At 67.8% G+C, this 24,297-nt stretch carries 24 protein-coding genes and 1 pseudogene; 17 read left to right on the top strand and 8 right to left on the bottom strand.

What is annotated here, in order from left to right:
* The 3 genes from AB0F17_RS62460 to AB0F17_RS62450 all read left to right on the top strand — a co-directional run.
* On the top strand, positions 1-182 hold a 182-nt coding region (locus tag AB0F17_RS62460), incomplete at its 5' end, for a hypothetical protein (RefSeq protein ID WP_358045824.1).
* Positions 183-457: 275 nt separating this feature from the next.
* Positions 458-1,273 carry a hypothetical protein gene (locus AB0F17_RS62455; RefSeq protein WP_358045821.1) on the top strand — a complete coding sequence of 272 codons (816 nt, stop codon included), beginning with the start codon at positions 458-460 and terminating at the stop codon, positions 1,271-1,273.
* A gap of 168 nt (positions 1,274-1,441) precedes the next feature.
* On the top strand, positions 1,442-1,807 hold the full coding sequence (locus AB0F17_RS62450; RefSeq protein WP_358045818.1) for a DUF4440 domain-containing protein: 366 nt from the start codon (positions 1,442-1,444) through the stop codon (positions 1,805-1,807).
* Between the two features lie 119 nt (positions 1,808-1,926).
* Here AB0F17_RS62450 and AB0F17_RS62445 read toward each other — a convergent pair whose 3' ends face one another.
* The 6 genes and pseudogenes from AB0F17_RS62445 to AB0F17_RS62420 form a co-directional block, all read right to left on the bottom strand.
* Positions 1,927-2,508 (bottom strand): DUF6262 family protein, encoded by a 582-nt coding sequence (locus AB0F17_RS62445; protein WP_358045815.1) that lies wholly within the window; start codon positions 2,506-2,508, stop codon positions 1,927-1,929.
* Positions 2,505-5,135 (bottom strand): site-specific integrase, encoded by a 2,631-nt coding sequence (locus tag AB0F17_RS62440; protein ID WP_358045812.1) that lies wholly within the window; start codon positions 5,133-5,135, stop codon positions 2,505-2,507. The genes AB0F17_RS62445 and AB0F17_RS62440 overlap by 4 nt, the downstream gene beginning before the upstream one ends.
* The gene (locus AB0F17_RS62435; RefSeq protein WP_358045809.1) at positions 5,132-6,283 is read right to left on the bottom strand and encodes a tyrosine-type recombinase/integrase; all 1,152 of its coding nucleotides are present in this window, start codon (positions 6,281-6,283) and stop codon (positions 5,132-5,134) included. Before AB0F17_RS62435 ends, AB0F17_RS62440 begins: the two co-directional genes overlap by 4 nt.
* 120 nt (positions 6,284-6,403) lie before the next feature.
* Positions 6,404-7,753, bottom strand: coding sequence for a transposase family protein (locus tag AB0F17_RS62430; RefSeq protein ID WP_358045806.1), 1,350 nt, complete (start codon positions 7,751-7,753; stop codon positions 6,404-6,406).
* Positions 7,750-8,372: pseudogene (locus AB0F17_RS62425) on the bottom strand (TnsA-like heteromeric transposase endonuclease subunit). The gene AB0F17_RS62430 and the pseudogene AB0F17_RS62425 overlap by 4 nt, the downstream one beginning before the upstream one ends.
* Positions 8,373-8,800: 428 nt before the next feature.
* Positions 8,801-9,553: a hypothetical protein gene (locus AB0F17_RS62420; protein WP_358045803.1), complete on the bottom strand. Its 753-nt coding sequence runs from the start codon at positions 9,551-9,553 to the stop codon at positions 8,801-8,803.
* A 506-nt stretch (positions 9,554-10,059) separates the two neighbouring features.
* On the opposite strand from AB0F17_RS62420, the gene AB0F17_RS62415 reads away from it, so the two are divergent.
* A complete protein-coding gene (locus tag AB0F17_RS62415) occupies positions 10,060-10,995 on the top strand; it encodes a hypothetical protein (RefSeq protein WP_358045801.1) in 936 nt (311 codons plus the stop codon).
* 939 nt (positions 10,996-11,934) lie between these two features.
* Here AB0F17_RS62415 and ligA read toward each other — a convergent pair.
* Positions 11,935-14,010, bottom strand: coding sequence for an NAD-dependent DNA ligase LigA (gene ligA / locus AB0F17_RS62410; RefSeq protein WP_358045798.1), 2,076 nt, complete (start codon positions 14,008-14,010; stop codon positions 11,935-11,937).
* A 172-nt stretch (positions 14,011-14,182) separates the two neighbouring features.
* On the opposite strand from ligA, the gene AB0F17_RS62405 reads away from it, so the two are divergent.
* Together AB0F17_RS62405 and AB0F17_RS62400 are read left to right on the top strand one after the other, a co-directional pair.
* The gene (locus AB0F17_RS62405) at positions 14,183-14,554 is read left to right on the top strand and encodes a hypothetical protein (RefSeq protein WP_358045795.1); all 372 of its coding nucleotides are present in this window, start codon (positions 14,183-14,185) and stop codon (positions 14,552-14,554) included.
* 138 nt (positions 14,555-14,692) lie between these two features.
* The gene (locus AB0F17_RS62400; protein ID WP_358045792.1) at positions 14,693-15,106 is read left to right on the top strand and encodes a hypothetical protein; all 414 of its coding nucleotides are present in this window, start codon (positions 14,693-14,695) and stop codon (positions 15,104-15,106) included.
* 111 nt (positions 15,107-15,217) lie between these two features.
* Here the strand turns inward: AB0F17_RS62400 and AB0F17_RS62395 are convergent, their stop codons facing one another.
* Entirely contained in the window at positions 15,218-16,699 is a 1,482-nt protein-coding gene (locus AB0F17_RS62395; RefSeq protein WP_358045789.1) for a UDP-N-acetylmuramoyl-L-alanyl-D-glutamate--2,6-diaminopimelate ligase, read from the bottom strand.
* A gap of 806 nt (positions 16,700-17,505) precedes the next feature.
* Between AB0F17_RS62395 and AB0F17_RS62390 the strand changes: the two genes are divergently transcribed.
* The 11 genes from AB0F17_RS62390 to AB0F17_RS62340 all read left to right on the top strand — a co-directional run bounded on the left by AB0F17_RS62390 (position 17,506) and on the right by AB0F17_RS62340 (position 24,242).
* Positions 17,506-17,910, top strand: a complete 405-nt coding sequence (locus AB0F17_RS62390; RefSeq protein ID WP_358045786.1) for a hypothetical protein — start codon at positions 17,506-17,508, stop codon at positions 17,908-17,910.
* 26 nt (positions 17,911-17,936) lie between these two features.
* Positions 17,937-18,197, top strand: coding sequence for a hypothetical protein (locus AB0F17_RS62385; RefSeq protein WP_358045783.1), 261 nt, complete (start codon positions 17,937-17,939; stop codon positions 18,195-18,197).
* 5 nt (positions 18,198-18,202) lie between these two features.
* Positions 18,203-18,457, top strand: coding sequence for a hypothetical protein (locus AB0F17_RS62380; RefSeq protein WP_358045780.1), 255 nt, complete (start codon positions 18,203-18,205; stop codon positions 18,455-18,457).
* Positions 18,458-18,578: 121 nt separating this feature from the next.
* Positions 18,579-19,166, top strand: coding sequence for a hypothetical protein (locus AB0F17_RS62375; protein ID WP_358045777.1), 588 nt, complete (start codon positions 18,579-18,581; stop codon positions 19,164-19,166).
* A 124-nt stretch (positions 19,167-19,290) separates the two neighbouring features.
* Complete coding sequence (locus AB0F17_RS62370) at positions 19,291-19,461, top strand: hypothetical protein (RefSeq protein WP_358045774.1); 171 nt, start codon at positions 19,291-19,293, stop codon at positions 19,459-19,461.
* The gene (locus tag AB0F17_RS62365; protein ID WP_358045772.1) at positions 19,458-19,622 is read left to right on the top strand and encodes a hypothetical protein; all 165 of its coding nucleotides are present in this window, start codon (positions 19,458-19,460) and stop codon (positions 19,620-19,622) included. The genes AB0F17_RS62370 and AB0F17_RS62365 overlap by 4 nt, the downstream gene beginning before the upstream one ends.
* Before the next feature lie 88 nt (positions 19,623-19,710).
* Positions 19,711-20,469, top strand: a complete 759-nt coding sequence (locus AB0F17_RS62360) for a hypothetical protein (RefSeq protein ID WP_358045769.1) — start codon at positions 19,711-19,713, stop codon at positions 20,467-20,469.
* A gap of 565 nt (positions 20,470-21,034) precedes the next feature.
* On the top strand, positions 21,035-21,547 hold the full coding sequence (locus AB0F17_RS62355; protein WP_358045767.1) for a hypothetical protein: 513 nt from the start codon (positions 21,035-21,037) through the stop codon (positions 21,545-21,547).
* Positions 21,544-22,233: a DUF6221 family protein gene (locus AB0F17_RS62350; RefSeq protein ID WP_358045765.1), complete on the top strand. Its 690-nt coding sequence runs from the start codon at positions 21,544-21,546 to the stop codon at positions 22,231-22,233. Before AB0F17_RS62355 ends, AB0F17_RS62350 begins: the two co-directional genes overlap by 4 nt.
* A gap of 66 nt (positions 22,234-22,299) precedes the next feature.
* Positions 22,300-23,202, top strand: coding sequence for a hypothetical protein (locus AB0F17_RS62345; RefSeq protein WP_358045762.1), 903 nt, complete (start codon positions 22,300-22,302; stop codon positions 23,200-23,202).
* Between the two features lie 221 nt (positions 23,203-23,423).
* Positions 23,424-24,242, top strand: a complete 819-nt coding sequence (locus AB0F17_RS62340; RefSeq protein ID WP_358045759.1) for a DUF5677 domain-containing protein — start codon at positions 23,424-23,426, stop codon at positions 24,240-24,242.
* Positions 24,243-24,297: the final 55 nt, after the last annotated feature.

The following is a 24,297-nucleotide window of genomic DNA, read 5'->3' as shown; positions in this document are numbered from 1 at the left end:
CCAAGATCACCACCCTGCAGACACAGCGGACACGCCGTTCAACTCTGCACGTTTACCTGTACCTGGCTCTGCACTGGAACCCGTACGCCGACAAGTGGGTCACGCAAGCCCTCGTGCTGCCGGTTCTGCCATCGTCGTTTACCGACCGCAGGAGCTCGTGCACCGGCTCTGAACTGCGGTGATTCATAGAGTACATGTCCGTGACGATGGGATGGGGTCGTCGCTGAAACTCGTTGCAGGGAAATCGTGGGACCGGCCGCAGGATCGTGAAGCGGGTTCTGGCTCACTTTCCGTGGAGCTTGCACCCTGAGTGACGGTTGCGCTGGGTGCGGCGGCTGTTCACGGCTCCTGTCTGCGTCTTCCTGCCGACGTGCCCAGCGCCGGCAGGCGACCTAGCTTGTGGCGCGTCTCGGCACGCGTGCGATCATGCTGTTCGCCGACGTGGCAAGGAGGGGTGATGGCCGGCGTATGGGTGACGGTGTGTCTGCCGGGCGAGGCCGCAGGCGATATCGAAGGGGCGCTCGGAGAGGCCCTCGCGCCTTTCTACCTGGACACGGCTGACAACCCCGTCGACCGCGGCATGTGGGACGCACGCCACATTCGCGGCGGCAGCGACGGCATGGGTTTCGCGGTCGCCCCTGGACACCTGGGCGACCCCAGACTCATCCACGACGACCCTGGGTACGACGGTTCGCCCCGCCCCAGCGCCCCGGGCGTCTGCGCCGGAGGACCGCGTGCCCTGCTCGATTTCTCGCAGCCGCACCTCGGCTCCGAGCGCGCGGTCGCCGCGTCCTGGGACCTGTGGCACAGCCTGTCCGCCCTCCACCCTCCGGCCGTTCGCCTCGCGGTCTTCGTCGACCGCTGGCGGAACGATCCGGACGCATTCCCTGGTGACCGGTGGGGAGACGAGATGCTCTCCGCCTATCGGGCCCAGCCGCTGATCAGGGCCTACCTCGACCACCCCTTCAGCCTCAACATGGGGTATCTGGGGTTCGTGGGCCCTGCCGATCCCCTGGAGCACCCGGTGATCGGCTACGACGGAACCCGTGCCGAGTACATCCGTGAGCTCACTGCGTCACACCCGCCGAACACGGACGTGCTCACGTTGGACGGTTGGTGGTTGGAGGGCGGCATCGACGCCGTCCACGCCTCCTGCGATCCTGGCTCTTGCCCTCACGACCCTCCGAAGCCCACCGTATGGCAAGGCAGCGAGGCGTACCTTGCGAACCTTCCCGGCGACACCATCCTCGTCCGGCTCCACTGCCACGCCTGATGTCACTCCCGGTGCACGCTTCACGGGAAGTGAGCCAGAACCGTGAAGCGACCCCACTTGGGAGTCTGGTTTGGCCCCACCCTGCGGACCTCGACCCCTGACTGTTGTTGATCACTCCGGGCCAGATATTCGCTGTGCCCGGGTGCCGGATGTTCGTAGGGTCCGTGCATGACGGACGAGAGTGAGCGGGCAGTGCAAGCGGCCATTGACGGAGAGTTGCGGCTTCTCGATACTGAGGTGCGTGTTTCTCCGGCCCTCGTTTTGGAGCTTCTGGATTCGGAGTTCACCGAGATTGGAGCATCGGGTCGCTGGTGGGACGTGGGGTCGATCCTCACGGTGACGAGTGCGGGAACAGTGTCCTCGGAGTCGCCGGTCAAGGTCAGCAAGATGTCCGGGACCGTCCTGGCTCCGGGGATCGTTCACCTGACGTACTTCGCCGACAATCAGGGGCGCCGGGCATGGCGGAGCTCCTTGTGGCGCCTGACGGAGACGGGCTGGCGCTTGTACTTTCACCAAGGCACTTTGGCCAGCTAAAGGTTGTCTGCCCCGTCGTCGGCGAGGGCGGCAGAAGGGCCGAACGCTCACTCCCAGAACCAGTGGGACGGCCCGTCCACCGGGACGGTGGACGGGCCATGAGATGCCGGTGGACGTGATCAGGCCGGTGGCTCCGGCCCGGTGAGGCGGGCTTCGAGGTCGGCGACGCGTCGGTCCTGGAAACGGAGGTTGGAGCGGGCGGCTTTGAGCCGCTCGTCGAGGGTGCGGTTGTCGGCTGTCAGCTGGCGGACCCTTTGTTTGAGGGTGGTGTTCTCGGTGGTGATCCGCTGGATGGCCTTCTCGGTCCAATCGGCTTGCAAGTCCCTTATCTGGCCGAGGAGTTCGCCGATTCGGGTGCGCTGGGTGAGGATCTCGGTCTGGGCGGTCTTGAGCGCTTCTTCGGCGTTCAGCGCGCGCTCGCGCCAGGTTGCCTCGCGCTCGTCGTCCTGTTCGACGAGGATCCGGGTCCGGCGGTCACCTGCCTCGGCTATCGCCGTGGCGATGGCGGCCCGGGCTTCGGGGTTGGCATAGAGGAAGGTGCGTGAGACGTTCGCCCGCCGGGCGACAGCGGCAACGCTGACCTGGGCCTTCTCCCGTTGGAGCCGGACGATGGACTCGCGGACCCGCAGGAGGGCCGTGTCGGTCTTGCTGCGGCGGGCTGCCAGGGCAGCGGCGGTGCGGGGTTCGGGGACGGTGTTCATGCGACGTCCTGTTCGGGGTCGGTGTCCTCGGCTGTGCACATATCGCTGTACTCGCTCTCCTCCTCGGTGCCCGCGTCGGCGAGGTCGGCGGCGCGGAATGCAGTGGCCCAGACGCGGTGGAAGTAGTCCTGAGGTTTGCGCAGATCCAGGGCGAGGGCTTCGTCGAGGAGGCCGAGGCCGGCGAGGGCCTTCTCCAGGCCGTCGATGGCGCGGGCGGTGGGTTCGAAGTAGTGGTGGAGGTAGTCGGCGGTGGCGTCGTCGGGGGCGCCTTCGGCCAGCAGCCGCCACTGCTCGCGCTTGCGCCGCCAGTAGAGGAGGTCGGCGCCGGACAGGACGAACTTGTCGCAGTTGTGGCAGTTCAGGTTCCAGGGGCAGGCGCCGCCGTCGACGACGGGCTGGAAGGTGCAGAATCCGCCCTCGGCAGGGGTGCTGCGGCGGGACAGATCGATGGCGAGGGCCTGAGCCTGCCCACGGGTGAGTGGGGTGGTCGCCTCGGTGAGGATTTCGCCCGGGCTGGCGGTCCCGGGACCGGCGACCCAGACATGTTGGAGGACGTCTTCGAGGTCGGACTGGGTCAGGTGGACGTAGTGCTCGGCCATCCGCTCGGAGACGTGGCCGAGGTATCGGCGGACGTGGGTCAGGGTCGCCCCGGCCCGCAGCAGGCTGGTCGCCAGCGAATGCCGGGCCTGGTGGGGGACCCAGCGGCCGATGTCGAGCTCGTCGATCCAGAGCTTGAAGCCCTTGTGGAACCACTTGTAGGACAGCGGCCGACGTCCGTCGCGGTTGCGGATGTTCGTGGGGAACAGCGCCATCCTGGTGCCTTCGTCGGCGGTGGGCGGCCGGTTGTTCCGGGCCTCGAACAGGGTCAGGGTCTTGCGCTGGCGTGCTTCCAGAAGTTGGTGGACTCGTTCGGGGATCCGCAGGGCCTGGTCGTAGTTGCCGACTTTGGTCTGGTCGTGCCAGAGCATCGGGAGTCCGCCGTAGCGGCCGAGGCACTCCAGACGGAGCTGGAGGATCTCTCCGCAGCGGCGGCCCGTGACGATGATTGTCTCCCAGGCGTCCCGCAGGCCGCGGTCGAACGGGTCGTAGGTCTCCGCGAGCCTGAGCAGGTTTGTCTCGTCGGCGAGCGCGCGGGCAACACCGTCGGCGAAGGGCTGCCGAGAGCGGCTGACCGTCCGTCCTGGGGCGGGCATGGCGGCGATGAAGGCCCGGTCCAGGCCGAGGCGTTCGGCTTCCCCCGACTCCAGGGCCCCGCGCAGGAGCCGCCGGGTGCGGTGGAAGACGCGCTGTCGGGTGTTGGCGGTCACGATCGACGGCTTGCCGTGGACGCCTCTGGCCGCCAGCGAGACGAGGCCGTCCCGCTCGCGTTGCCGCTGGTCGGCGACGAATTGGTGCATGTGCTCGGCCGTCAGCACCTGCGGGTCGTGGCCGCCTGCGGGAGCGTGGAGTTCCAGGAAGGTGCTCAGTTCCAGACCGGCTCGGCGCATGTCGTCGAAAGTGCCTCCGCTGCGCGGACAGCTCGGTGAGCGCAGGATCGCGACCAAGTGGTCCCAGATCAGGTCGCGCAGCCATTGCTGGGAGACGCCGGTGAGGTCCATGCGGACCGAGCGGCCGGTGAGCTTCCGCCCGAAGTGCTCGGTGAGGATGTATCCGAGCTCACGCGTCTCGGCCGGCGTCACGTAGAGGGGTTGCAGCCAGCCGGTCACGGCCCGCACGATGTGGACCGCCTCGCGGCTGACCGCCTTCTGCAGAAGCCGTTCCTCCTCGGGGCCCGCGTCCGTCAGCGACCGGAGGCCGTGCTCGCGGGCAAAGTTCGCCAAGCCCTGCCAGGTGACCAGTTCCCAGCGGCCGTGTGCCTTCTGGGTATAGGCGAACATTCCCCACTTGATCTCGGCCCGCAGCAGCGGATGCAGTCCCCGCAGGTTGACCTGCGCGGGTCGGAGCACCGCCACGGCACTCGCGCACCAGCGCTCGAAGGCGTGCTCGTCCTCATAGCTGACCGGCGCGACCAGCCCGCGGCGTCCATAGCGAGTGCCCCACTGCGACGGCAGGGCCGCTCCTCCTGGCCTGCCATGCCTGCGGTAGCGGCGCTCGTGCCGGAAACACAGCCCGAGCGGGGAGTCCGCCAGTTCCGGGCAGACCTGGACCCGGCAACTGCCGAAGCCAGGGAGCGGGTGCTGGTCGAGGAGCCAGGCATCAAAGTCGGCATCGCCGTCACGGCGGCCGCGATGGTTGTACCAGCGGAACTCGTGATAGTGGCAGAGTTCCAGCGTGAGGTGTCGGGCGGGGCGCTCGGGGCAGATCCCGCAGGTCCGTTGCTCCACGCCATCCCCAAGGCCGACGGACGGCGCGGTGCGGAGGAACTCGGCTCGCGTTCCTCCCCAGGTGCGGTGGTCGCGCCAGAGCATCTCGTGGGATGAGCACAGATCGCCGTGGCCCATCGTGGACCGCTCGCAGTCAACGCAGAGGCAATTCCACCGGTAAACGGGATGGTTCGGTGGGACCTTGATGATGTCCGGGCGGAACAGCGGGTCGAACGACGGGGTACTGATCAGTGCGGTGAGGATCTCCAGCCGGTCCCGGCCGGTGCGGATGTCCGGCTGCGGCAGCAGGGTTGTCACGGTCACTTCGGCTCACCCCAGACCGTGCGCAGGGCGGCGTCGAACGTGGAGTCATGGAGGTCGACGTGGCCGTAGACCTCGTCGACCGTAGCGGCCGAGGCCCAGCCGCCAGCGTCCCGGGCTATCAGCAGATTGCCGTCGGAGGCATCGAGGACCGCGGAAGTGAACGTGTGCCGGAACGCATGGGGTTTCACCAGCCCGAGCCCGGCGCGTTTCCCGGCCCGACCGAGCATCCGACGGGCCCCGACCGGCGCCCATGGCTGCCCGACGCGGGCGCCGTGCAGCTGGACCAGGAGCATGCCGTGTCCGGCTCCGCGCGGGTACTCGCTGGTGAGGTACTCGAAGTAGGTGTGCACCATCTCCGGGCTGACCCGCTTGATCAGCCCGCCGGTGACCGTGCCGTGTTCGACCCGCCAGGAGTGCTTGGTCTTGGCCTCGGCCCGGTTGGGATTCTCCGGCCGGTGGCAGACATGCAGATGAGGGCTGCGGCACTCGTTGCAGGCCGCGTTCTCCCGCAGATGCAGGTCGACCATGTGCAGCCCGCACAACTCTCCGATCCGCAGCCCGCCATCAGCCAGCCAGGTCACCACCATCCGGTCCCGGGCCGAGTTCACCGCCTCCAGCAGCCTCTCCCTCGCCCCGTCGGGCAGCATCTTCGGGTGCCTGCGGTGCGGCCCCTTCGGCGCGAGCGGGTTCGCCGGCATCACAGATTTCACGTGCCCGAGGAACGAGCGGCGACGGTCCACCCGTGACGGCAGCCGCGTGCCGTCGAGCTTCTCACCGAGGTCGACGTTGACGCCGAGGGAGGCTTGGTGCAGGTAGAAGCCCTTCAGGCAGGACGCCGCGATGGACAGCGCGGACCGGCCGTAGGGGCGCTTGCCCACCCGCCACGGCTCCCCGAGCGGCATATGGACCTCGGCGCCGACGATGCCCATGTACCGTTCCAGGTCACGCAGTTGGACCGTGTCGAAAGCCAGGCACTCGCGCTCCAGCCACCGCAGATGATCCACCAGGTAGTACGCGTACGTCTTCTGCGTGCCTGAGCCGTCATGGACGCGCAGGAACCGGTCCGCCTCGGCGTGGAGGGTGCCCTCCGGCCAGACGATGGTCCACGACCTCCATCCGCCCTTCCGCTCGATCCGCTGGACCCTCAAGTCCCCAACAACAAGCTGCCGTACCACTCGTCCTCCGTACCGACTCCAGAACATGACGAACGTCCTGAACCCGGTCGGTAAACAAGCCCATGACGTCCACGCCACAGGCTCGAACGGACATCACGAACAGCACAAATCACGGTCGGTAAAGTCCGCGACAATCCACTCATCCAGCATCTCCTGGAGCTCCAGCATCGACCAGACCGCCTCGGTCTCGGCGTTCTCGCCGCGGTTCTCCACGCTATTGCCGACGAAACCCGCGACGTACTGGGCGAACAGGGTGTCGACCGAGTCAAAACTCTTCTCGACGGTTCCCTTCTCCCAGGGCGAGCCCTTGTGGGTCGGCTGGTGGTTGATGCCCATTGCCCGGCAGGCGTTCCGGAACGTCTGGGAAGTGAACGCGTTGCCGTGGTCGAGCACGATCGTCTCCGGGACGATCACCGGCCGGGCCGCCGCGTGCTCCAGCCGCTCGTCGATCGCCGTCAACCGGCGGTGCGGCAACACCGACCGGGACATCCGCAGCGCGTCCGTCCAGCCCGGCCGCATCGGCTCCGGCGTCAACGACCGTGCCAACAGCACCGCGGCGTCAACCGCCTTCGTCGTCGGCCGCAGCACCGCCGCCGGGATCGTCCGGGTCGCCAGATCGATGATCCACGTGAGTTCGACCTTGTCTTCCAGCCCGTTGTCCAGCACCACCCGGACGTTGAACGGCGTGGAGTCGATCTGCATCCACTCGCCTGGCCGCAACGCGCTCACCCCGCCGAACAGACGATCCGGCGCCTTAGCCGCCGACCTGCGAGTGCGAGCCGACCCGAACGTGTGCTTGCCCGCAGAGATCCGCTCGACCAGCCGGTAGAACGTCGTGCGCGGCGGGATCAGCGTCGTGATCTCCTCCTGGGAGAGCCCGTGATGGTCGGCCAGACGCTGCCGGACCCGGCGTTGCAGCCGCCCGACCGTCCCCGTCGACCGGTCGGTCTCCTGGCCCACTGCGAAGCCGATGGCCTCCACTAGCCGTTCATCGGTGTTCACCGGCCGGGCGCGGGTCAGCCTGCCATCCAACAGGCCCACCAGACCCTCGGACTCGTAGCTTTGCCGCATCCTCTGGAGCTTCCGCAACGTCACCACGCGGCCCAACTCCTCCAGCTCGGCGACCTTCGCCAGCTCGCGCTGCCGCAAGCTTCCCGAGCCGTCCAAGACCTCCAGCACGTGCCGCTCCCACCAACAGGCCTCCTCCACCGCATCGGCGGGGACCCGGGCCAGCAATCCTTGGTCGGGAAGCGGTGCGCGGAACCCGCTCACCACCGCGAACCCCGGAGTGACGAAGAGCGCCGAACGCTCCATCACGACCTCGTGGCCGGTCACATCCGTCAACGAGATCGACGACCCGGAGACGTTCGTGATCGTGTGCTCTGCGTCGCCGAGCCGGATCTCGTCCCCGGCCCGCAGGCCCGGCGGCCGTGACACGCTCATCCTTCACCTCCGCGAACACCCACCAGCGTCGTGCCGGCCAGCCGCTCCCCGCTCAGATCAGCGGTCAACGTCCCCGTCCAGAGCAAATGGAACACCGTCGGCAGAACCGCGATCCGGTCCCCGACCCGCTCCGCGGTCGCCAGCAGCGGCCCCGGCCGAGCAAACGCCCGCAGCAACGCGAAGGAATAGTCGGGATTCAAGCAACGCGGATGCCGATACCCAGCCAGCCAGCGCAGATTCGCCGCCAGCACAGGCTCCAACGCACCCACCCGCCGATACGACCAACCCACCGCCTCACACGCCGTCCGAGTGGCTCGAATACCTCCGCGTCAGCCTCATCGATCCGGTCGTCAGGCCGGACGTCGATCACTATCCCCGACCCGTCGACCAGCCGCACGAAGTAGTCCGGAGCGTGCTTCCTCGGCCTACCATCCCGCCAGGCCAACCAGAACGGCTGAGACGAGAACGCCACCACGTTAGGAGAGAAGTCCAGGTGCATGACTTGATCGCGTTCCAGCCACGACTCGAACCCCACCAGCTCGCCCAACGTGGCCGACCACCACTCACCCGGAAAGTTCCGCTGGCCTCGGTAGGAGGGGAACCTGCGTACCGGCGCCATCCGCTCGAACCGAACACCAGCCGCCGCCGTCAGGGGCAACCGCCGCTCCCGGACCTCCGTACCCGTCGCGTCCAGAAACCACAGGAAGAACCCCGAAGCCGCAGACTCCCAGGGCTCGCCAGCACTCGCCTGTCGACCAACCTCCATAGATCGACAACGTAGCGATCATGCGTCAGGTAAGGCGGGACATTCGACGAATACGTCAGGAAAGCCGGGACTGCGTCAACTTAGGTGGGACGCAACATTAGGCATGCGAACAAAAATGACAAAAGAGCTAAACGGGGCAGTAAACGTCTTCTGTACCGTATAGCACCTTTTATGCTCTTTGTCCTGTGAAAGGGAGTGTCGGATCGGCAGCAGCCACGTTGCCAGTGGAGCAACGCGGATGCGGTCGGTGACGTGACTGGCGCCTGCCGGGTGGGGCTGAACTATTCGCTTGGGCTGCTGAACCGTGGCATGAATTTTTCTACCTGCCCCCGACGGCACTTCGACGTGTCCGGCCCGAGTTGTGAGCCGGGCTCGCGGGTCTCCCGCCAGGCCCAGTAGACGAACCGGTACCAGCCCTTCTTTCCCAGGGACATGTTCGCCAGTGCCAGCAGGAAACTGTGCGCGGCGTCGTCCAGGGGGATCCCATCCGCCAGCAGGCGGCACACCCCCCACGCGACTCGGTGTGCTGTTGCGGCGAGTCGGTTCCCCGACAGGTGGGGCCCGTTGTCCCCCGGCTGGCAGTCCACCCGGAAGCGTCGGCTCGTGCCCTCCTGGCGGGCCGCATCCAGCAGTGGCGAGTACAGGTTGGGCCGCTTCACGCACTGGTCGTACGGCTCCCCTCTGGACAGTCGTACGGCCAGCGCCCCCGCCGCGTAGCTGTCGGTGATCACGGTGATCTCTGCTGGAGCATCGGCCCCGCAGGGGTAGCGGGACAGCGCATGCCTGATGGCGTTCAATTCGGCGATGTCGTTGATGGTGGCGATCGCTTCATACCAGCCGTATTGTGCGCGTCCGTCTCCAGCGACGGTGGCCCACACGGCGTAGCCGCCAAGGTGCCCGCCGTGGCCGCCTTCTTCCACAGGTACGGTGACGGAGGCGTCGCAGCCGATCATCGTGGCCGGCGCGTCGATGCCGACAACGAGCCCGGGTAAGTCGTAGGGGCCGTGCTCTTGCACGGGGATGGTGAAGTCCACCCGCGAATCATGCCGGACTGGCACGGGTCCTGCGGGCGTTCCGTTGATCGAGGGCGGACGGGGCTGAGAGCGCCGGAGAGGAGCTTGGGGTGCGGTGAGGCCCCTATGGTCAGGTTGGGCGCGTTCGCTCGCTCTTGGCCACCCTGGGCGGCCAAGGGTAACTGTCCTGGATGGTGCTGTTGGTTTTATCGGGGGCAGCAGTTCGGTGCTGTGTTCGATTGTGAGCGTGGCGGTGCATTCACCCCCGCCTCGCTGGGTCGCCTTGCCGTCCACGGAGTCCCGAGTCTGGCACGGTGTGGCGACGCCGCTGCATGTGGCGGGCACGGCGGGGCGAGTTTGGATCGCACAGCAACATCGTAAATTAACTATCCTGCATCTATTTCTAGTAAGGTTTGGGGAGTGGTTGGCGCTCGCAACCTTCCCGCCAGCATCCGCTGCAATGACCCGCCAGTGGCGCGGGCGCCTGCACGACAACTGCCCTACTCACTCCTTCTTCAGGACGATCAATGCTGATTGCACGACTTCGCGATGTCTACAGACTGGGCGACCTCACGACTAACAGACTGAACAGGCTTGTCGGCGATGACGTCGATGCCTTCCACTGGCTAGTGGTGGCCGAGGCGGTCATGCCGTCGGCGCCGCCGAATGTCACCGCCTGGCTTCACCGTCCTGACCTCCTCCCCGCCTGGTTGGAGGCCCTGATCATCTACGAGGGAAGGCATCAGGTGGCGTGGTGGACGCGCCGGCTGGAACTCGGGAATGACGCCCTTGAGACGATGACCGCCCGGCAGGCATCGGAAGCGCTCCAGAGCCGCCTCGAGCAGGTGCGTCGCCTCCTCGACATCGACACGAATTTTCCCCAGGCCAATCCGGCTCAGGCCCAGGCGCTGACACGGCTCCGGGAGGCTCACGCTGAGGAGTACGACGAGATCGTCGCGCGCTTACGGCATGAGCATGGATTCGATGAGGCGGAGCAGCTTCCTGAGGCAGTGCAACGGCTCCTGGATCTACCCGACCAGGCGTTCTTGGATCTGGTGGCCGACGACGTGTCGGACCGAGCCGACGTGGAGGGACTGGATCACCATGCCGTCAACCGGAGGTGGAAGGCGACCCTGCGAAAGCTGGGTAACGTCAATCTGGTGGCGCTGGGGCAGCCGCCCGCGCCTGGCGGCGGCAACGTTGCCAGCTTCCGCGTGGCCGACAAGGCGTTGCCCGCCACGGTGCCGCCTGCCAGACGGGACGCGATTGTGCGAAAGTTGCTCTTCCTGACCTTTTTGCGGGTGCGCCTGCAGGAGGCCGTCTACCTCGGACAGAGGCGGCGGCGGGCACGCAACGAGCTGGTCACTTTCCCCGCCGACGAGCAGTTGCGCAACACCTACTTCCCGGAGTATGCGCGCTATCGGCTCGGCTGTGAGGAGCTGGTGGGCGCGACCAAGTCGTAGATGGTGACGGGAACGCCGCGCTGGAGAAGGTGCCTGTGGATCAGCGGTTCGGCCTGATCCCAGGTACCACCAGCGAGGTCGCACCCCACGCGCGGCCCATGAACGCTGGCGCCTCGTTCGGCGGCCTGGCGGCCGAGCTCGGCGAGGCAGCGGTCGACGGCGTCGTAGCGGATGATGTACTGGGCGCGCGCTGCCTAACGGTTGCCCACGCGAGGTCTGACGTTCCAGTACTTTGCCTTGACTGGACCTTTCGACTGGTCCCACAGGATTTCGTCGTGCAGGATCAGTGCCCATCCGCGATGAGGGATCTGGCAGAGATCCCCGACGCCGAGCTGCCCGAGCATCCGGACTACCAGTTCGGGCCACTCATTGTTGTGGAGTCCTACGAAGGGAGACGGACACATGAAGATCTTCAGCCGGCCGTACCCCCGCCAGTTGGTGTGGGTGTAGTCGACCGATTGTGCGGCCCACGCGGTGAAGTCGGCAGTCGTGCCGGGGTCAGGCAGTTTGAACTCCAGGCCGAAAGCGGGCTCGGGTCCTTCCAGAGTGACGCATCACGGGGACGCAGGACGGCATCGATTCGAAGGCTACGCCCCGAGCAGTGCACGCCCAGGACCTCGCGCTGGATGTTGAACCACTGGCCGAGTTCGCCTAGTGCCCATTCGGCCAATTCTGCTTCCCTGGCCAGCCAGGGATGGTCGAGGGGGAGCCTAGGACGAAGCAAGATCATTTTCCTTTTGCGGTAGCACTTCCGAGATTGGGCGCGAGCCCACCTGCACGGCTCGCGCCGAGCACACAAGTCAGGATCGAAGATGACCCGGCCCCTTCGGCGCGTCGCGAGGTCGGATCGCGACGGATCATCGGACCGCCTCCCCGGCACCGACGATTCAGGTTCGGAGCCGCCGGAGAGCGGGCACGGGCCGATCGTTGGAGGTTGCTCTACAGGAACGCCTCGACCTGGGTGGCGAAGTCGTCCGGGCTGATGACCTTCACGCCGAACGATTCGGCCTTGGCGCGCTTGGATCCTGCCTTCTCCCCCGCGACCAGCAGGCTCGTCTTCGCCGAAACTGAGCTGGACGCCCGGCCGCCGGCGCGTTCGATGAGCTCGTTCATCTCGTTGCGCGACAGTGAGGCGAGCGCGCCCGTCATGGTGCCGGTGACGACCACCGACATGCCACTCAGCGGAAGGGCGGAGGTTGGTGCATCGCCGTCTGAACTGTCGGCGGGGACCGCGCCCGGCTCGCTCATGTTGACGCTGGCGGCCTTCAGCTTGTCGATGAGCGGAAGCAGAGCCAGCAGCTCCGTCACCATGAGGGCGGCCTTCTCCGTGCCCATGCCGTCCACGGCCTGGATCGCCTCGGCGTCGGCCGCGAGCACGGCGTCCATCGTGCCGAAGTGTCGGGCGATGCGGCGGGACATTGACCTGCCGGTGCCTCTCACGCCCAACGCGCAAAAGACGCGGCTGAGGGGCTGGGACTTGGCGGCCTCGATCGCGGCGAGCAGCTTGGTGGTGCTGCTCTCCCCCATGCGGTCCAGCCCGATGATCTGCTTGTGAGTGAGGGTGAACAGGTCGCCGAAGTCGGCGATGAGGCCGGCGGCGAGCATCTGTTCGATGCGGCTCTTGGCCAGACCTTCGATGTCGAGCTGGTCGCGGCCCGCCGCGTAGACGACGGATGCCAGGACATAGCAGTTGCGCCCTTGGACGCACCGCCACCGTTCCTGTGATTTGTCGATGTCGCTGTCGCAGTTCGGGCACACGTCCGGGATGGCGATCGGCGTCTCGGCGCCGGTGCGCAGGTGAACGACAGGAGCCTCGATCCGCGGGATGACGTCGCCGGCCTTATAAACGGTGACGGAATCGAATAGGTGGAAGTCCCGGCCGACGATGAACGCGGCGTTATGCAGCGTCGCATAAGTGATCTTGCTGCCGTCGAGGATGACAGGCTCGAGGACACCGCGCGGCGCGATGATGCCGGTCCGGCCGACCGCCCATTCGACGTCGATGAGCTTCCCGATGACCTCGGTTGCGGGGAGCTTGTACGCGATCGCCCAACGGGGCGCTCGGGAGCTGAACCCGGCCTCGGCCTGGTCGGCGGCCAGGTCCGCGCGCACGACGATGCCGTCGATCCCGAACGGCAGATCGGCGCGGGCCACGGCGATCTCGCCGACACGCTCCTGGATGGCGGTCACGGTGGTGGCGACGACCCCGGCGACCGGAGTGGCTGCGGCCGTCTGCACACCGAGGCCCGCGACCATGGCCATGAGCTCGCTGTGCGGCAGGTCGCGGAGGCGTTCGGCGGCGTCGCCGGTGTCCTGCGGGGGCAGCGGGAGGGCGCCGTAGCAGAAGAACGTGAGTTCGCACGTGTACGGCCGGTCCTGGGCGCGGAGGGTACCGGCGGCGGCGCTGCGCGCGTTGGCGAACGCGGCGCCTTCGTGGGCGAGCCGCTTGGCGCACGCGTCGTCGAACTGGACCGTCGTCATCATGACTTCGCCGCGGACTTCCAGCGTGACCGGCTCCGCCAGCGTGGCCGGGAGGCCGACGATGGTTCCGATCGCGTGGCTGACGTCCTCGCCGGCGGTTCCGTTGCCGCGGGTGACGAGCTGGGCCAGGCGGCCGTCTCGGTAGCGGGCGGAGATCGCCAGGCCGTCAAACTTCGGCTCGACCGACCAGGCGGTGACGGGTCGGCCGAGACGGCGTTCCAGCCCGGCGGCCCAGCTGGCGAGGGTGTCCGGGGAGAACACGTTGTCGAGGCTGAGCATGGGGACGGTGTGCGGGACGTCGCCGATCGCAGCGCCGGCGGCGACCTTGTCGGTCGGCGAGGCGTCGTCGATCTGGTCGGGGTGTGCAGCCTCGTACTGGGCGATGCCGCGGGCCAGGGCGTCGTAGGTGGCGTCGTCGATCGGGCTGGTCCCGTCGGCGTAGTAGGCGGCGGCGGCCTCGCGAACGATCTGGACGGCGGCGAGGTAGCTGGCCTGGTCGGCGAGGTGGGTGTACGGGGGTGCGTCCGTGGTCATGAGGGTCATCGTGCCGGGCGTGACCGACAAACCGATAATCGCCTGTGCTCGCGGGGCCGGTTTCCGCTGTTGACGGCGGATGGCGGGTGCATGGAAGGGGCAAACTTGCCATTGAATTAACGCGCCTGTACTATTTTAAATGTAAGTAAGGGGAGAGTGAAGGGGAAGCATCATGACAAACCTGCTGGGGCACGCCCGCAACCTGCTAACCGCGATCGCCCGCCCGATCAAGGAGGCCGCCGACGCCCGCGCTGACTACGTCAAGGCGATCGCCGACCTGCGCGACGCTGTTATCGCCCACGCCGCACGGGAAGGCGTCACGGTTGAGGCGACCTGGCGCGGCGACATGGAGGTCCTACGTCTGGGCGGTGTAGAGGTCGCGCTGGCCAGCATCGCGGGTATCGCTCCGCCGCCGCCGATCGCGGTGCAGGTCAGCCTCGCCGACGGTCCGAAGGCCAACTGGAACCTCTACCCGCCCGCCGCCGACGACCTCCTGCCCGTCGTTGCCTACCTTCGCTCGGCCGCTGAGCGCCGACGCGGCTGAGCCCGCGCCGAAGGCGCGCCCTCACGGGGCGCGCCGTCGCGGCCATCTTCCGTACCTGCTTGTCCTGCCCCACGCTGGGCGCGACGCACTCAGGTCCGATCATGCGAATCCCCGCCTCGCACCAGCGAAAGAGTCACGATGACCGACGCCCGCCCGACCCCCCTGGCGGCAGGCATTTACGCCTTCCAGGTGCTGCTGCTCAACGCCGCAATCCACGAGGTGTTCAACTACCTTATCGCCAGCCCCCGCTGGGCAGACAAGCCAACCGGGGCCTTCCTCGACGGTCAGTTCGTCGGCTTCACCTTCGACTATGCCGAAGCCTCGGGCGCGAACGCGCTGCGCGTGCTGTGCCCCGTCTACAACAAGAGCGAGCCGTGGGAGCAGGTCAACGCCAAGCTCGTGAACGCCATCGTTCAGATCGCCGTCGAGGAGGTCGTACGGGACACCCGCGCCACCGACCGCGGTTGGGCCGCGCTGATCACCTACCTGGCTGGTATCACCGACTACCACCGCCCCACCGTCCGGAAGCTGCGCGCCGAGGCGGGATCATGACCCTTGCCGACGCCGTCCCCATCCTTTGGGCGACCGAGCCATCCCCTACCTGCCGGCCGGATGGTGGTCAGCGCTGGTGGAGGGACGACGCCTGTGAGTAGCGTCTTCCCGCTACGAGGACTGCGCCGAGCTGGCCAGCTCGCGGACCGTCTCCATGTCGTCGAAGTGCAGCTTACGGTCGCCGACGATCTGGGTCTTTTCAGCACCCTTGCCGGCGATCAGGATGACGTCATCCCGTGCGGCTACGGCGAGCGCTCGGGCGATGGCCTCGCGGCGGTCGGGGATCCGCTCGTAGGCGGTGCCCGTTGAGGCGAGGCCGGGGATGATCTGGTCGATGATGGCCTCGGGGTCCTCGAAGCGCGGGTTGTCGCTGGTGACGATCGCGTAATCCGAGATTTTGCCCACGACCTCGCCCATCGGGGCGCGCTTGATCGTGTCGCGGTCACCACCGGCGCCGAATACCGTGATGATGCGACCGGTGGAGAAGCCTCTGATCGTCATCAACACCTTCTCCAAAGAGTCGGTGGAGTGCGCGTAGTCCACGATCGCCGACACTCCGGCCGGGGTCTGGTAGGCCTGGAACCGCCCCGGGATTGGCGGCAACTCCGCCAGTGCTCCCAGGACAGCCTCCAGGTCGTGGCCGAGGAGGTGGCAGGTGGCGATCGTGGCCAGCGAGTTGTAGACGGCGAACCGGCCCGGGATCGGTACCCGCGCCTCGTGCTCGCGGTCGGCGTGGTGCAGGACGAACCGGGTGCCGGTGGAGTCCACCACCAGGTCGGTTGCCCGGAAGTCGGCGCTGGCGTCGTCGAGGCCGTACGTGGTCGTCGCGCCAGGCATGAGAGCGACGATGTCCGCGGTGACCGGATCGTCGGCGTTGGCCACCGCCTGCCTGCATAGGCCCCGGAAGAGCAGCAGCTTGGCGGCGGCGTACGCCTCCATGCTGCCGTGGCTTTCCAAGTGGTCCGGCGTCAGGTTCGTGAAGACACCGACATCGATATCGGCGCAGTCGACGCGGTGCCGGGTGAGGGCAATGGACGATGCCTCCATGACGACCGTGCCCGCGCCCCGGTCCCGCATGCACCGCATGATGTGTTGCAGGTCGATGCTCTCGGGGGTGGTTGGGGTGGTCTTGTCGACCTGGATCGGCTCGTGCGCGACCCGGTAGCCGTCGGTGCCGATGACACCGACCCGCTGCTTGGCCCCGATGCGCAGCACCGCCTCGATCATATAGCTGATCGAAGTCTTGCCGTTCGTCCCGGTGATGGCGGCGATGTCCATCTCCTGGCCGGGCTCCCCGTAGTACCTGGACGCCATAGTGGGAACCGCCGCACGCGTGTCGGCCACCTGCACCACGCACACGTGCGCGGGTACAGGCTCGACCGGGCGTTCCACCAGGACCGCGACCGCGCCGCGCTCGATGGCGTCCTGCACGTGCTCGTGCCCATCGCTATGGGTACCTCGCATGGCGATGTACATGGATCCGGCGGTCATCTTCCGCGAGTCGTAGGCGATGCCGGCCCGAACATCGGCCTTCTCTGGATCGCCCTGGATCACCTGGTGGTCGTATCCGAATATCAGGTCGGTGAGTTTCATCCACTCTCCCTTCGTTGGGGCTAGCCTGCCTTCGCAGGTCGACCTGTGTCCGAGCAACGCGCCGTCTCGACGGGCGGGCTATGTGACCTCAGAGTGCTGCGCCGTGGCCGCCCGGACGACGGGCGCGCCCATGCCGCAGGCGGGTAATTCCCGACGAGGGATGCAATCCTCGTGTGCGTTCGGCAAGGAAGCTTCCCTGTGGTCCTGCCGAACGTAGCGTGTCGCCGATGGCCGTCACCCCGGCCGAGGGGCGAGCCGATGACACGAGCGGTCGTGAACCACGAACTCGAAACACTGCTCGCCGAGTCCGGCCTGGCTCACGCCGCACTCGCCCGCCAGGTCGTCCACCTGGGGCGAACCGAGTATGGGCTGCGACTTGCCTACGATTACCGCTCGGTAGGCCGTTGGCGCGGTCTTCACGTGTCACCGTGATCTCCCTTGGTGTCGATAGCCCTGCTGGTACACGTGGTCGCAGTACCAGAGTCCACGTCTGTGACGATCTCCTTCTGTTCAGGACCTCGACATTGACCATGACAGCTCTCATCAGCCTGGCGACTCTTCTAATGGATTGGCTGATGAAGGGCGATCGGTAGGCCGCGATCCCTGCTGCCCGACCACCTTCCGTGTGGGGTGGCCAGGCAGGTGACGCGTCGGAGTGTCCGTGGGGGTAAGGCGCCGATCTCGGACGCCCCCGTGGCATCTCATGGCCACCTCGACTCTTAATTAATGATCCTGTACTATTGATAACGTAATTCAGGGGGGTGCCCGTTGCCTCCCTCTCTCCCGCCCGACCGTAGGAGATCGCTGTGAGCACGAAGTCGTTCGTTCCGTTCGACGCCGACCGCGAGACGTTGGCCATCTACTTGGAGCACAGCCCTGATTGGGAGCAGGCGGGCACCGCATTTGCTGGGGCTGTCCGCCTGTACGACACGGTTGCCGAGCGCCACCTGATGCACGCCGACCTGGTCGCTATCCCGTCCGTCCGCGTCCGCACGCCTCGCGATACCGAGCAGATCGAGTGGGAGCGCAAGATGTGCGCCAAGGCGGCGCACCGCATCAACGCGCACCTGCTCGGCCTGCCGTATAAAACTCCGCGCAAGGCGGTGCGGCGTCTGGCGCAGGTCATCCAACGGGCGCAGACCGACGACACGTTCCGCCCCTTCGCCGACATTGCGGCGGGGCGGTTGGACGAGCGCGCGGGATCAGTGTGAGGCGTCCCGTAAACAGATTCCGGGAGGTGTTCGACCGCCTCCCGGAACTGCCCGAGGTCGACCTGGCCGTTGACCCGCTGTACTTCGTCGGGTGGACGTGGTGCGTGTGCGGGATCCGCCTGACGTGGTCAAACACGCTTCAGACTCCGGTCGAGGACCGGGACCCGTGCGACAGCGTCGTGGCCATGGGCCACGTCGCCGCGCTGGTGACGTGCTCGCAGACGTCTACGAGGCTGCACGAGGCCGACTACTCCCCCTCCGTCGACGACTTCTACGCCTGGGGATGAGCGGCATGAAGCAGCCACGGCCGAGCGGCTCCCACGTGATCGGAGCCGCCGCCTTGGAGGTGCTGTTCGCCGAAGCGCGTCGGGCTCGCCCGACAGCCCGGGCGGTGGCCCTGATGCAGCGCATCGGTGACCTCGAAGTCGCGATCTTGAAGGGGCTGGCCGACGCCGCCGAGATCGCCGAGTACGTCGCCCTGGCCGCCGCACTGCACGCGTGGCGGCAGGTGGCGTGGGCGGCGGCGCGTCCGCCTGGCCAATTCTGAATATGAAGAAAGGACCCATGCATGAAGCGCCTTCACCGAGTCGTCCGCCAACTCTGGGCGTGGCGACAGGCCCGGTGCGAATATCGCGTTCTGCGACCAGGGCCGTGCCGCGCATGTCCAGGTGCACATTCGGATTCACCCCGAGGATGACGAGTGGACCGGCCTCGACGGGGTTACAGGGATCAAGACCGTCGTCCCGATCACCCCCGCAGGGAAGCGCTACGTGCGGCGTCTCCTCGCCGACATCGAGAGGGCGTGCATCCGCGCGGTGCTTGCCGCTCGCCAAGAAGAGACCGAGGTGCGGATCACCGACATATCCCACAGGGCGGCCGTGATGCGGTGGCGTAGGACGCCGATGCGAGAGCTCGCCAAGCTGGCCACCGTTCTCGCCCGTTCCGATATGCGGCGCCGTACGCACTGGCGGCTCCTTGCGGGCTGCGACTGGTGGGCGGTGCTCCTGCTCACGCGGGGGCGCGAAGGGCAGCGGGCCGAGTATCCGGGCGCGGCGCCGATTCGGCTGGGCCGCGCGTGGCTGGAGAAGACCGGCGACGGTCTAGCGGGCGAGGACCTGCTGTACCTGCGGATCGCCGAGCGGCTGCTTGCCCACCATGCCCACGGCGGCCTGACCGCCGAGGCGGCGGCTTCCATCGCCGCCAGCGTGGCGGCTGAGCTGGTCCGTGACGGCCTGGACCTGACGGCCCAGCAGTGAACGTCGCCTTGTACTGGGTGCGAGGCGACGTTAACTCCACTTTGTGTTCTACTCCGTTCCCTCCTCCCAAAGGCAGATGCCCTTGAACGACTCCGCCCCAGCGGGCCGCTCGCACTCTCAAACGATGATCGACCGCCTGATGACCGTCTTCCTGCGCGAGGTGGAAACCGGGCGGGACCGGCCATACACGCTTGCGCCCGGTGAGTTCCCCAGCAAGATCGGGGTGTTCTGCGACGAGTCGGGAGACCGGTGCCTCGCCTGCAGGAGCGCCTCCCAGCCGCTGGCGGTGTCGTGAAGAACCCGCAAGCCGCCGCCGAGCAGGCCATCCGCGACTTCCCGTTCTGCGACTACGGTCTCAACGGCGTGAGTCCCGAGAGTGAGCACGCCGAATGGGTGCCTGACCTGGCCAAGGCGGTCACCGCTGCGATCGACCGGCAGGCCGGGGAGGCGCCGTGATCGGTGAACGGATCGTCTGCGTACGCTGCGCTGCCCGACGTCGGCCAGGCCGCTCCGGCGTCGGTGGCTCGTCACGTCGGGAGCCACGATGAGTGTCGAGGTGCGCCGGGTGCCGCTCAACTTCGACGCGGCGCTCGGCAAGGTGTGGAACGGATACATGCTGCCAGAGGAACTGCGGCTGCTGCCCTGCCCAGCCTGCCGCCGGGGATACACGGCAGCCCGGGAATGGGTGGACGCGCTGGCCTTCCTGCTGCTGATGCTGCCGGATGAGACGCCGGCGGCCGCCGTGCGCAAGCGCGCACGCGGAAGGTCGGCGGCCATGCACCCATTCGTTGCCTCGCTGATGGAACGGCCCAGCGAGCGACCTGACGACGGTATCGAGGAGCTGACCGCTGGCTTGGCAGGCAGGCCACCGCGAGATGGCGATCATGACGACCTCGACGTGATGAAGGCCAGCCGTGCGATCGTGGCAGCGGCCGGGCTGGACCCGGACGTGTGGGGTGTCTGCAACCGCTGCGGCGGCAGGGCTCAGATCGAGGCATACCCGGGACAGCGGGACCAGGCCGGCGCGTGGGAGCCCACTCCCCCGCCTTCCGGTGAGGGATGGCAGCTGTGGAACACGGCCGGCGATCCGGCCCCGGTGACGCCGGTGTTCGCCAATGCCGACGAGCTCGTCGACCACCTGGTGCGCCACGACGGCTACCGGGAGGCCGCCGCCCGCCAGGTGGTGGCCGACGGGGGAAGCGTCGGGTCGCTGTGGATGATCGGCGGGCGGAAGCTCCATGCGGCTCGCGACGCGGATCAGCTCGCGGCGCTCAAGCGGCCGGCGCCGGAACGTGATGGCTGATCATCTGGTGGCGCTGCTGCTTGCTGTCGTGTGGGTGATCGTATGCCGACGGATAAAGCGTTCGCGGCGAGACCCGTGGTTGACGGTGGATGTGGCGGTGCGGCGTGCGGAGGCGGCCGCGGATCGCGCCGAAGCCGCGGCGACGCGGGCCGTGTTGGCCGCCCGCGTCGAAGGGGCGGCTGTGTGGCGCGGCCCGGGACGTACGCCGTGACGGGACGGGTGGCAGAGCACTGGGCGTCCGACGCACGGACGTCGGCGTGCCCGTCGTGGCGGCACGCTGTCGAAGACGTGTGGGCGGCCTATGGCGGCCCCATGCAGCTTGGCCCCGGCCAGGAGGTGGAACGGCACACTCGCTTGTGGGTGTCCTTCCACGCTCGCCTGGCGGACGGCCGCGACATCGTCACTGGCCGGCGCCATCTGCCGCCTGAGGGAGTTGCCGCTGCCTGATGGGGCGTGACGGGCGAGCGGCGCGCCGCTCGCCCGGGCGTCCGGCCGCGGGGGCTGCCGGACTGGGAAGACAAGGCGGCGCGCCCGCAGACCGGGCCGCCGCGGTGAGGGGGTTGGGTTGGCGCTGCTCGACATGGCCGCCCGGCACGTGCCGGCGGGCACGAGACCGGATCGGTACTCCTATGTGGTGGTCCGGGCCGGGCTTCTTGAGCGGTCAATCAGTGACGTACGTCGCCAGTTGGAGCGCGAGCTCGGCGAACCCTTCGTCGTCGTCACCTACCAGGCGAACGCGCTGGAGGCGGACGAGCGTCCGCCTATGCTCGACCGGTTGGATTCGACCACCGCGTGGCTGGTGGCGTTCGGGTTCACCTATCGGGCGATCCCTGGGAAGACGAAGTGGGTCGTGATCCGCGCAGCTCGCGATCTGCCGACCGGGTTGATGCCGCCGACGTGGGAGGGGCGGCTGATCCCTCGCGCGAAGGTGCCCTCTGCTGGGGTGCCGGTGATGCTTCACATGTCTGGCACCGAGCTTGAGGCGGTGTTCGCCGCGGCGGTGGCCAAGGCGACGGGAGAGGTGGAGATGCACGGCGACCGCGTTGCCGAGGTGTACGAAGTGGCGCGGCCATCATGAGCACGGAGCCGGATGAGGTGGAGCGTCTGCTGCGGCGCCTGGACGACGATGAGCGGGCCGCAGCCGCCGCCGGCAGCGGCGAGTGGGTGCTCGGCACGGACCACCAGGAGCTGTTCGTGGCCTCAACGGCGCACGGCGGCGGGCACGCGCCACCCGGCTGCCGGGTGGCGGAGTGGACGTACGTGGTCAACCCGGGCCGCCCGAAGGACTGGCTCGGCTGCGACATGAGCGGGCCCGCGCACGTGGCGCGTCACCACCCGGCACGGGTGCTGGCCGAGGCCGCAGCGCTGCGGCGCATCCTGGCTAGGCATCAGCCGCATCGTGTGGTGCTGACGAACGTGGACGGCGACGACCGCGAGTACATCGAATGTGCGCACGACGGCGACGACTGGCCCTGCCGGGACGTACGTGACCTCGCAGGATCGGGCAGCGTGGACGGCGGCCCGCCGATGGTCAACCCGCCGAGAACGGTGTGGCTGCTGCTGTCGGACACCGGGCCCGGCTCACGCGGCGACCTCGAGGAGTACGTCCGTGCGGTCATCGGGCAGCGGACCACGCCCAACAGCGACATCACGGTGGACCGGCTTGCCCACGGCCTGGTGTACTCGATCCTGCATCGGCTGGGCGGCTACCCGGTGTGGGAGGACTCGCGCGGCGCGGCCGTGCTGGAGGAGCAGCCGCGCTGACGTGCGCATGTACGTCCAGTGGCGGCCGGCATCGGCGGAGGGCGTTGTGATGATCAGGGTGTGGGTGTGCCAGCGGTGAGCCGCATCTACTTCACTGCGCTCGCGGGGCGGGCCGAGTTGATGGGCAGCGAGAACGTCCACCTGGGCTGGCTGTGCCGCCGGATCGCGGGTGATCTGCTTACTGCCGACGGGTCTGAGCTGCTTGAGCGGCTGCGGTCGCTGACGCCGCCGGATCACTACCTGGCTCGTGATGACGGGACGCGGGGCTGGGCGTCTGCCTACCGGGCGTGCTTTGGCTACGACGACAGGCCGCTCCTTGTGTACGACGGTCACACGCTGTCCACGTTCGAGATGGCGTTCAACACGGCGCTGCAGCTGGGTTCCGACGCCGTCCGGCTGGCCGCCCGCGTGTATGCCCAGTCGGAACTGCACGCCTTCGTGGAGGGTGGCAACCGGGCATGGCTGGCCGGTCTGATCGACGCGGGGCTGGCCGAGGACGTGCTGCGGTGGACCCTCCCGCGGCAGGGGCGGCCCAGTCGGGATCCGAGCGGCTGGGCACAGGTGGCCTCGTTCCTCCGTGAACGTGACGACGAGCCGGTCGTGCTGTCGTCCACGCTGGCCGGCTCATGGTTTCCGTCCGCGGAGGTGGCCGGATGGCGACCCCCCGCAGATGCGGACCTGACGCCGCAGAGCTGGCGCGGTGGGCCGGAGTGGGACGAGCTCGATGACAGCGTCCGCGCCGAATATGAGCACATGACGATCGAGGAGCTGTTCGACGAGCTGCCCGACGTTGTGCAGCATCGGCTCGGCATGCAGGAGCTGCGCCGGCGCTCCGACGGCGGCATGCTGCTGGAGTTGGAACCGGCCGGGTGGGAGACGTTCCGGTTCGGGCATTGCCTGTCGCTGCTGGACGTGGCGGCCGCCGATTGGCGTGAGCGCATCGAGGCCCAGCTCGGCGCCGCAGTCTGACAGTGTGGGACATGTCGCGTTATCAACGCCTGCGCCTGCTGCCGTACCGTTGATCATGGAGGCCGGTCAAGGCTTCCGCGGCCCCCAGACGGCGCCCCCTTTCTGCACGCTGTCCAGGCCGACGAAGACTGCGGTCGCGCCGCAGCCTCGTCGGCCGCAGCTGGCGAGGGGTCCTCCAGAGCGGACCGGGGCCGCCCCCTTTCTTTTCACAGGAGTTGCACGTGACGTACGCGCTGAACCAACCGCAGGCCGTCTTCCGCCGCGCCAAGCACTTCGGCGAGAAGCTGCTCGCCGCCGGCGACCAGATCGTCGCCGCTGGCGAGGCGCCGGTGCTGGAGCCGTACTGGCCGATCTTTCCCACGATGTATGGCTGGTGGCGGTTCATCAACCACAGCGCCCGCCTGCTGTGGCAGGCGACCAATGCGGGCTTCTCCGTGGAAGTGATCGCGTTGACGCGCAACATCACCGAGCACGCGTACGCAATGGCCTGGCTGGCCGACGTGGGCGAGCCCGGCCTGGCCGCGCTGGAAGGCGCCCAGCACTTCGCGCATAGCAAGATCCTCGAAGAGGCGAAGAACGCCAACTGGCCGCTGCCCGCCGATGAGGAGCCGCTGTCCGCTTCGCACGTGCCCGCCGACCCCGTGGAGGCCAAGCGGCACCGGTCCATCATGGGCGAGATCTCCCATTTCCAAACGCTGGCGGCCAAGTTCGGCCCCGACGAAGGGCCGGGAAACAGCATGTACGTTGTCTACCGGCACCTGTCCGACTACACCCACGCCGGTGTGGCGACCGCTGGCCGGTACGCCGAGTCCATCGGGAACGGCATGTTCCAGCTGACGGATCGGGCCGTGACGCCGGGCCCAGCGAACGCCATCTGGGCGACGGTCAGCCTCATCCAGGCGGGCGCCATCTTCTCGCCGATGTTGGTCGGCGATCCGATGCGTGACCTGTTGGAGAAGGCGGCCAACGACATGGGACTGGGGTCGCCTGAACGCATCGTTCCCCGCCGCAAGGCGAAGGCAGGCGAGGAGACGGTTTAGCGGCGTGGGTGGCCCGAGGAGCGAGACGAGGAAAGCTCCTGCTTCGTCGGGGCTG

It is taken from the genome of Nonomuraea sp. NPDC026600 (assembly GCF_040638335.1).
Taxonomy (GTDB): Bacteria; Actinomycetota; Actinomycetes; order Streptosporangiales; family Streptosporangiaceae; genus Nonomuraea.
Note: the sequence above shows the minus strand (reverse complement) of the source record. Positions and strands in the feature narration are given on the sequence as shown.